We start from the raw sequence: 1,728 nt of genomic DNA, 5'->3' as shown, positions 1-1,728 counted from the left end.
TAATTGAACAATTAGAAGATCAATGAAGCAATTATAAAACCAATAATGATCGCACCTATTAAAATTAATGTTCCCTTCCATCCTAAACTACCTACTAAATCAACTAATCCCCCATTATTAGCTCTATTGAAAGAATCACTTATATTCCCAGTAGTATTCCTTTTCAATTCTTCTTGTCTCAATTCCTCTCTGTTCCTTTCAGGTGATTTCTTCGGGTCCATCATTTCTTCACTCCTTTTCGTTTAACTCTCATTCATAACAGAAATGCTGCTCCAATCTTACACATAGAGCGCTTACCTTTATTTAGCAAGCGCTCCGAAGTTGTTTATTATTATAGTGTAGCTTTTTCTTTCTGATGGTACAGGCTTATCCGTGGTTTTGTTTCTCGTTTCCCGGGTTGTTACTTTTCTTTTTCTTATAGAGTACGTAAATCGCATTAGCGGCGACCATTAGTACAGAACCGGTTACCCATCCATATATAGAAGGTAGATGGGGCACATCAGGGAGAAATATGAGTTGACTTCCAATGCTTCCCCCAATGAATGCTGCTAGAGCCATCACACTCAATCTCCATTGAGAATTTATGAGTTTCTTCTTTTTCTTCATTTTTCCATACTCCCTTTATTCTTTGATTTCATTTTGGGATATGTCATTGAAGGTGTTATTTTTGATTCCATTGCTCGTATACGAATGTATCACCCATATAGTAGAACTTCAGAATTCACCATATGATTTAATACCAATTATTTCAAAAAACATGGGTAAACTCAATAGTTATTCATCAATCATTAAAAGCGCATTCGATTGGAATGCGCTTCTTAAAAATACTTCATATAGAAATCATGTCGTAGTTTCCCACTAAGCTGAGCGTATAGTTTTGTTGTTTCAGTCTTCTCATGCCCCATTAAACTCTGAATCACATCAATAGGGGCCCCATTGTTAATCATATGCGTGGCATAGCTATGCCTTAATTGATGAGGGTATATTTCTTTCTGAAGACCAGAATGTTTGGAGATACGTTTTATGATATATCTTATAAGATCTATACTCATCCTTCTTTTTGGCCTTCTTTCTGTTATAAATAAACAGGGTTCCAAGTCATCCCGTTCATCAAGATATCGTTTCAACCATAACGAACATCGTGTATTGAAATACACTTCTCTTTCCTTATCTCCTTTTCCATGGACAATGACTGAATTCGTATGAAAGTTGATATCATCGCGATTTAGCTTAACGACCTCGCCAATACGGCAGCCTGTCGAGTAAAAAAATTCGAACATTGCATTTTCCATAGGGCCTTCACATGCCTCTCTAAGGTGTTCGAGTTCTAGTTCAGAAAGAAACTTTGGAATTCTCTTACCCAGTTTTGGTTCTTTCAATTTTGCAGCTGGGTTCTTTTGAATATGGCCCTCATCATAGGTCCATTTAAATAACGACCGAATACAACGGACCCGGTGTCCTAAGCTTGAAGGTTTCAAATGTTCACCAACATCGACTAGATAAGCTTTCAGTTGATCAGTGGTAATCGCATTCATATCAACATCACCAAAGTAACGTAAAAGCGTATTGTACTGAAAACAATACGTTTTCAATGTCAAAGGGGAATACCCCTCAATCTTCTTATCAAGTTCGTACTTTTCCCATATCGTCGATAATAACATGGACATCACTCTCCTAGGTTATCAATCAAGTAAACTTGATTCTATTATGTCCCAGAAGTATAAAATT

At 36.6% G+C, this 1,728-nt stretch carries 3 protein-coding genes; all 3 read right to left on the bottom strand.

Annotated elements, in window-relative coordinates:
* Positions 1-11: 11 nt before the first annotated feature.
* Entirely contained in the window at positions 12-221 is a 210-nt protein-coding gene (locus FBF83_RS20505; protein WP_420875150.1) for a DUF6366 family protein, read from the bottom strand.
* 145 nt (positions 222-366) lie between these two features.
* A complete protein-coding gene (locus FBF83_RS20500; RefSeq protein WP_136948946.1) occupies positions 367-606 on the bottom strand; it encodes a hypothetical protein in 240 nt (79 codons plus the stop codon).
* A gap of 212 nt (positions 607-818) precedes the next feature.
* On the bottom strand, positions 819-1,661 hold the full coding sequence (locus tag FBF83_RS20495; RefSeq protein ID WP_136948945.1) for a tyrosine-type recombinase/integrase: 843 nt from the start codon (positions 1,659-1,661) through the stop codon (positions 819-821).
* Between the last annotated feature and the right edge of the window lie 67 nt (positions 1,662-1,728).

Source organism: Guptibacillus hwajinpoensis, from assembly GCF_005144865.1.
In the GTDB taxonomy this organism is placed as follows: domain Bacteria; phylum Bacillota; class Bacilli; order Bacillales; family Guptibacillaceae; genus Guptibacillus; species Guptibacillus hwajinpoensis_A.
This window is presented reverse-complemented; position numbering and strand designations above follow the sequence as displayed.